This is a genomic window from Streptomyces sp. NPDC127117 (assembly GCF_042677325.1).
In the GTDB taxonomy this organism is placed as follows: domain Bacteria; phylum Actinomycetota; class Actinomycetes; order Streptomycetales; family Streptomycetaceae; genus Streptomyces.
The window spans coordinates 1-6,709 of the sequence record NZ_JBHXTM010000072.1; the positions used below are offsets into that span (position 1 = coordinate 1).

At 71.6% G+C, this 6,709-nt stretch carries 6 protein-coding genes; 3 read left to right on the plus strand and 3 right to left on the minus strand.

Translation table 11 applies throughout. The features are described from left to right. A partial coding sequence (locus tag ACFVH0_RS36445; RefSeq protein WP_385827404.1) for a hypothetical protein occupies window positions 1-452 on the minus strand: 452 nt, incomplete at its 3' end. A gap of 589 nt (window positions 453-1,041) precedes the next feature. Between ACFVH0_RS36445 and ACFVH0_RS36450 the strand changes: the two genes are divergently transcribed. Further along, window positions 1,042-3,039 (plus strand): GTP-binding protein, encoded by a 1,998-nt coding sequence (locus tag ACFVH0_RS36450; RefSeq protein WP_385827406.1) that lies wholly within the window; start codon window positions 1,042-1,044, stop codon window positions 3,037-3,039. A gap of 47 nt (window positions 3,040-3,086) precedes the next feature. On the opposite strand, the gene ACFVH0_RS36455 is transcribed toward ACFVH0_RS36450, so the two are convergent. Beyond that, window positions 3,087-3,944 (minus strand): tetratricopeptide repeat protein, encoded by an 858-nt coding sequence (locus tag ACFVH0_RS36455; RefSeq protein ID WP_385827408.1) that lies wholly within the window; start codon window positions 3,942-3,944, stop codon window positions 3,087-3,089. Between the two features lie 18 nt (window positions 3,945-3,962). Next, entirely contained in the window at window positions 3,963-4,964 is a 1,002-nt protein-coding gene (locus tag ACFVH0_RS36460; protein WP_385827410.1) for a GNAT family N-acetyltransferase, read from the minus strand. 117 nt (window positions 4,965-5,081) lie between these two features. On the opposite strand from ACFVH0_RS36460, the gene fdxA reads away from it, so the two are divergent. After that, window positions 5,082-5,402 carry a ferredoxin gene (gene fdxA / locus ACFVH0_RS36465; protein WP_018956287.1) on the plus strand — a complete coding sequence of 107 codons (321 nt, stop codon included), beginning with the start codon at window positions 5,082-5,084 and terminating at the stop codon, window positions 5,400-5,402. Between the two features lie 129 nt (window positions 5,403-5,531). Further along, the gene (locus ACFVH0_RS36470; RefSeq protein ID WP_385827412.1) at window positions 5,532-6,626 is read left to right on the plus strand and encodes a bifunctional succinyldiaminopimelate transaminase/glutamate-prephenate aminotransferase; all 1,095 of its coding nucleotides are present in this window, start codon (window positions 5,532-5,534) and stop codon (window positions 6,624-6,626) included. The last annotated feature ends 83 nt before the right edge of the window (window positions 6,627-6,709 follow it).

Consider the following 6,709-nt stretch of genomic DNA (forward strand, 5'->3'; position numbering starts at 1 on the left):
TCGTTGCCGCCGCGGTCGCCACCGCGGCCGCCTTCGTCGCCGCCGCGGCCACCTTCGTCGCCGCCACGGTCGCCACCGCGACCGCCCTCGTCGTCAGCGGTGATCACGGCGGCCATGAAGCCGCCGCCGGCGTGGACGCCACCGTTGGGTCGGCCGTAGCCGCCGCGGCCGCCCTCGTCGCCGCCGCGGCCTCCGCCACGGCCGCCTTCGTCGCCGCCGCGGCCTCCGCCACGGCCGCCCTCGTCGCCGCCGCGGTCTCCACCGCGGCCGCCTTCGTCTCCGCCGCGGTCTCCACCGCGGTCGGACTTGCCGTAGTCGTCGCCCTGCGAGGACGAGTATCCGTTGTCTTGGCCCGAGTCGTCCGCCATGACCATGGCGTAGGCGGACGGACCGGTGATGGCGAGAACCGCTGTGACAGCGGCCGAAGCGAACAGTGTGCGGGCAGAGCGCATCTGAACACATTCCTTTCGCCGCAACTGCGAAGAGTGACGGGATGTCGACTCAATGTGGCGCAGTGGCGACGTGATCCACCGTCAGCCGGAATGCGAATCCGCGCCATCGGAAAGCGGGGCATTGGAGCTACGCCGTGGGCTCTTCGGGTGGAGTGGGCCCGATAATCACCCGTTGGACTGCACGCGGCGGCGCGTGAGGTTTGGGCGACGGGGCCCCACCCGTTTGCCGACCCCGCCACACGGCGGCGCGTCCGTCGCCCGTCCCCGTCCGGTCCTCGATATCCCGTCAACCACGCCGGGAGTCAGGGGAGTTGGCGCGGCCGGCGCGATGTGACGGTCCAGTGGGCCGATCCCCGCGACCTGCCGGATTTCCGCGCGGACGACCCCCGATCCGCGTCGGCGGCGCCCCCGGAGCGTGCGACGCGCCGTAGCTGACCTGCTTGCCTTCCAGCGGTAAATCAGTTGTCGGCGGTCCGGGCCCCTGCTCTACTCGCCCGCAGAAATCGATCGACGAAGGAGCGGGTCATGCGAGGAACTCACATGTTCATTCAGGCGGGAATTGTCACCGATCTTGAGGACATGGAGTTTCGTGCACACGCTGAATCTGGGAATTCTGGCGCATGTCGACGCCGGTAAGACGAGCCTGACCGAGCGGCTGCTCCACACCGCCGGCGTCATCGACGAGATCGGCAGCGTCGACAAGGGCAGCACCCGGACCGACTCCCTGGCGCTCGAACGGCAGCGCGGCATCACGATCAAGTCCGCCGTCGTCTCGTTCGCCGTCGACGACACCACGGTCAATCTGATCGACACCCCCGGCCACCCGGATTTCATCGCCGAGGTGGAACGGGTACTGAGCGTGCTCGACGGCGCCGTGCTGGTCGTCTCCGCGGTGGAGGGCGTACAGGCGCAGACCCGTGTGCTGATGCGGACGCTGCGACGCCTGCGCATTCCCACGCTCATCTTCGTGAACAAGGTCGACCGCGGCGGCGCGCGGTGCGACTCCGTCCTGCGGGACATCGCCGGGAAGCTGACCCCGGCCGTGGTCGCCATGGGATCGGTCGACGCCCCGGGCGGCCGTGATGCCCGCTGCGCTCCGTACGACCGCGCCGACGCCCGCTTCACCGACCGGCTGACCGAACTGCTCGCCGACCACGACGACGCGCTGCTGGCCGCGTACGTCGAGAACGGCGCGGCACTCCCGTACGACAGGCTCCGCGAGGAGCTGGCGGCGCAGACCGGGCGGTCGCTGGTGCATCCGGTGTACTTCGGGTCGGCGATCACCGGGGCCGGGGTGGACGCCCTGATCTCCGGGGTCAGGGAGCTGCTGCCGGTGAGCCGGGGCGATGCCGACGGACCGGTCTCGGGCACGGTCTTCAAGGTGGAGCGCGGACCGGGCGGCGAGAAGACGGCGTACGTCCGCATGTTCTCGGGCACGGTACGGATCCGCGACCGGCTGCCGTTCGGGCGGGGCGACGGGCGCGCCGAGGGCAGGGTGACCGGGATCAGCGTCTTCGAGCAGGGCTCGGCCGCCCGTGGGGCCGAGGCCGCCGCGGGCCGGATCGCGAAGCTCCGGGGGCTCGACGGCATCCGGATCGGTGATCCGGTCGGCGAACCGGACGCGGCCCCACCGGGCCGTTGGTTCGCCCCGCCGACGCTGGAATCGGTGGTGGTCCCCAGCCCCCCGGCGAGCCGGGGCGAACTGCTCTTCGCGCTCGCGCAGCTCGCCGAACAGGACCCGCTGATCAATCTGCGCCAGGACGACATCCGTGAAGAGGTGTCCGTCTCGCTCTACGGCGAAGTACAGAAGGAGGTCATCCAGGCGACGCTGGCCGACGAATACGGAATCGGCGTCACCTTCCGCGAGACCACGACCATTTGCCTGGAACGGCCGCACGGCAGCGGAGCGGCGCACGAGATCATCGATCAGGACGGGAACCCCTTTCTGGCGACCGTCGGCCTCAGGGTCGACCCCGCCCCGGTCGGCAGCGGAATCACGTACCGGCTGGAGGTGGAACTCGGATCGATGCCCTTCTCCCTGATGAGGGCGGTGGAGGAGACCGTGGGGGAGACCCTGCGGCAGGGAATTCACGGCTGGCGGGTCACCGACTGCGTCGTCACCATGACGCATTCCGGTTACTGGCCCCGCCAGAGCCACTCGCACGCGGTTTTCGACAAGAGCATGTCGAGCACCGCGGGGGACTTCCGGAATCTGACCCCGCTGGTCCTGATGAGCGCGCTGAAGCGGGCCGGCACCACGGTGCACGAGCCGGTCCACCGGTTCCGGCTGGAACTCCCGGCGGACCTGCTCGGCCCGGTCCTGCCCGTACTCGCCCAGCTGCGTGCCGTCCCCGGGACACCGGCCGTGCACGGTTCCCTGTGTGTGCTCCAGGGCGAGATCCCGGCGGCCCGCGTCCATGAACTCCAGCAGCAGCTGCCGGCCCTGACACGCGGCGAGGGCGTCCTGGAATCCGAGTTCGACCGCTACCGGGCGGTCGTCGGCGCGGCCCCGGAACGGCCGCGCACCGACCGTGACCCGCTCAACCGCAAGGAGTATCTGCTGCGCACGGCGCGCAGGGTCGTCTGAGGGCGCTCACGCCGGGAACCACAGGGGGCCGCCCCCGTGGGCAGCCCTCAGTTCAGCAACGACCGGGCGGCCCGCGCCCGCCGGCGGATCGCCTCCGCGGCCGCGGGCTCCACCCCGTCGACCACGTCCGCGTACTCCTCCATCTCGGCCGCCCCGCGCAGGAACTGCCCGCTCTGTACGAGCAGCTGGGCGCGCTCGTAGCGCAGCCGGGCGGGGTGCGAGGGGAGGAGGAGCGACAGGTCCACCGCCCACAGGGCCACATCCGTGTGCTCCGGGCGGGCCGCCGCCCAGGCCCGGATGTTGTTCAGGATCCGCAGCACGATCTCCAGCGGCCGGGCGGGCTCCAGCATCGACTCCTCCAGCGGCTCCCCGGTGGCGCCGGCCACCAGCAGCTCCGCGTCCTGCCCGGTCATCGGCCGCCCCCCGTCGAACGGATCGGCCAGCACCCGCTCGGCCGGATCGCCGAAGCCGACGACGAAATGACCGGGCAGCGCCACCCCGTACACCGGGGCCCCCGCCCGCCGCGCCACCTCGATCCACACCACGGACAGCAGGATCGGCAGCCCGCGACGTCTGCGCAGCACCTGGTGCAGCAGCGACGACTCCAGCCGCTGGTAGTCCGCCGACGAGCCCGCGAAGCCGCACTGTTCACCGAGCAGTTCGGCCAGCGCCGAGGCCCAGGCCCGGCCGCCCCGCACCCCGTACGGAAGGCGGCCCGCCAGCTCGTCCAGCTCGATCTGCGCCGCGTCGATCCCGTTCACGTCCAGCGCCGGATCGGCCACCGCGCCCAGCAGCAGGCAGAGCAGCGCGAGGTCCGGCCGCTCGGCGCGCGCCTCCTCGGCGAACTGCTGGCGCAGCTCGTCCGGGTCCGGGCGGCCGGGCCGGTCGGCGGGTTCAGGATTCATCGGAACCGTCCGCCCCCGTCACGCCGACCGGAAGTGGTGGTAGAGGTGATGGACGGCGAACCCCATGTCCTCGTACAGCGCCCGCGCCCCCGCGTTGTCCGTCTCCACCTGGAGCCACGCCGCCGACGCGCCCTCCTCCAGGGCCCGGCGGGCGAGCGCGGTCATCACGGCGGTGGCGATGCCCCGGCGGCGGTACGCCGGATCGACCTCGACGGCCATGAAGCCGGCCCAGCGGCCGTCCACCACGCACCGTCCGATCGCGGCGGGCGCCGCGTCCTCGCCGTCACCGGGCACCGAGGCGAACCAGACCGAGGGGCCGCCGCGCAGCACCGCCAGGACGTGCGGGCCCGGGGCGTCGAAGCGCTGATAGCGGGAGAGCCACGTCTCGTCGAGGTCCCGGCTCAGCCGCACCCGCGACACGTCCGCGTCCAGATCACCGATCGGCGCGAGCCCGGCGGTGCGTACCTCCGCCGTCACCTCGCGGCGCCATCCGCGCTCCTCCAGCTCCGCGCAGAGCAGCTCCTGGGTGCCCTCGGCGCCGGTCGCGGTCTGGATGTACGGGGGCAGGCCCCGTTCCCCGTACCACCGCACAACGCGCCCGAGCGCCTCGTCGAGCGGGACGCCCGGATCGCCGAGCGGCAGTACGGAGTTGGCGCGCCGGGTGAAGCCCTGCGCGGCGCGCAGCCGCCAGTCGCCGAGCGGTTCGCTCTCCACCGGCTGCCAGGCCCGGGCGCAGACGGGCGCGAGCTCCTCGAAGGAGACCGCCGGGCCACGCCGCCGGGCCGGAGCGGCGGGTACGACCTTGCCCGCCACCAGCGCCGACTCCGCGATCCGGACGGATTCACCGCTCTTCGGTGTGATCGAGACCACACCGTCGTCCCACGATGTGAGAACCCCTACCGTGTCGGTGAACTTCGCTCCTTGTGGGCCGGTCTCGCACACACGCCGGACTGATACCCGTTTGCCCACGTCAGCCGGTGTGATTCGGACCTTGAGCTGTCCGCCGATGGTGAATTCCACAGCTCTCTACGCCCCTCCTGTTCGGTTCGTGCCCCGGAACGGAGATACTAGGGGCGGGCATCGACGACGCCGCGCTCCCGCGCGAGAGCCAACGCCCTACCGAGGAGGAACGACAGCGTGACCTACGTCATCGCGCAGCCTTGTGTCGACGTAAAGGACAAGGCCTGCATCGAAGAGTGCCCCGTCGACTGCATCTACGAGGGCCAGCGGTCCTTGTACATCCACCCGGACGAATGCGTCGACTGCGGAGCCTGTGAGCCGGTGTGCCCGGTCGAGGCGATCTTCTACGAGGACGACACCCCGGAGGAGTGGAAGGACTACTACAAGGCGAATGTCGAGTTCTTCGACGACCTCGGGTCGCCCGGTGGTGCCTCCAAGCTGGGCCTGATCGAGCGCGACCACGCGTTCATCGCCGCGCTGCCGCCGCAGAACCAGTAGCCGGCGGCAAGCACGTGCGCCGCCCCGGTCCCGTACGGCTCGTCACCGTGCGGGACCGAGGCGTTTCCACGCCCGGGTGACGAGCGGCCCGAGTGCCGCCCGTGACCCCGTACGAGAAAGCAGAGTTCCGTGTCCGCAGTCTCCTCCCGTCTCCCGGTCTTTCCCTGGGACAAGCTCGCGCCCTACAAGTCGACGGCAGAGGCCCACCCCGACGGAATCGTGGACCTGTCCGTCGGCACGCCCGTCGACCCGGTGCCCGAGCTGATCCGGCAGGCGCTCGTCGCCGCCGCGGACAGCCCCGGCTATCCGACGGTGTGGGGGACCGGCGAGCTGCGTGACGCGATCGCCGGGTGGGTGGAGCGGCGGCTCGGCGCGGTCGGGGTGACGCACCACAACGTCCTGCCGGTCGTCGGCTCCAAGGAGCTGGTGGCCTGGCTGCCGACCCAGCTCGGACTCGGCGCCGGGGACAAGGTGGCCTACCCGCGCCTCGCCTACCCGACGTACGAGGTGGGCGCCCGGCTCTGCGGCGCCGAGCCCGTGGTCTACGACGACCCGACGGAGCTGGACCCGGCCGGGCTCAAGCTGCTCTGGCTCAACTCGCCGTCCAACCCGACCGGCCGCGTCCTGTCCAAGGACGAGCTGATCCGGATCGTCGCCTGGGCCCGCGAGCACGACGTGCTGGTCTTCAGCGACGAGTGCTACCTGGAGCTGGGCTGGGAGGCCGAACCGGTCTCCGTGCTCCACCCGGACGTCTGCGGCGGTACGTACGAGGGCATCGTCGCCGTCCACTCGCTCTCCAAGCGCTCCAACCTGGCCGGCTACCGCGCGGCCTTCATCGCGGGCGACGCGGCGGTGCTCGGTGAGCTGCTGCTGATCCGCAAGCACGGCGGCATGATGACGCCGGCCCCGGTCCAGGCGGCGACGGTCGCGGCGCTCGGCGACGACGAGCACGTGGCCGAGCAGCGGACCCGGTACGCGCAGCGGCGCGCGGCCCTGCGCGCCGCGCTGGAGGCGCACGGCTTCCGGATCGAGCACAGCGAGGCGAGCCTCTACCTGTGGGCGACGCGCGACGAGCCGTGCTGGGAGACCGTGGCGTACCTGGCGGAGCTCGGCATCCTGGTGGCGCCGGGCGACTTCTACGGGCCGGCGGGCGACCACTTCGTACGGGTGGCGTTCACGGCGACGGACGAGCGGGTGGCGGCCGCCGTCAAGCGGCTGGGCTGAGACCGGCGGTACACGCGAGGGGCCTACGGAATGGGCAATAACCACTCCCCCCCCCGATTTTAAAGTTTGTGCATTTAAAAAAA

What these genes read in the sequence shown, in the direction of transcription:
- ACFVH0_RS36455 (WP_385827408.1), bottom strand. Translation starts at nt 3,944, where the DNA reads ATGAATCCTGAACCCGCCGACCGGCCCGGCCGCCCGGACCCGGACGAG.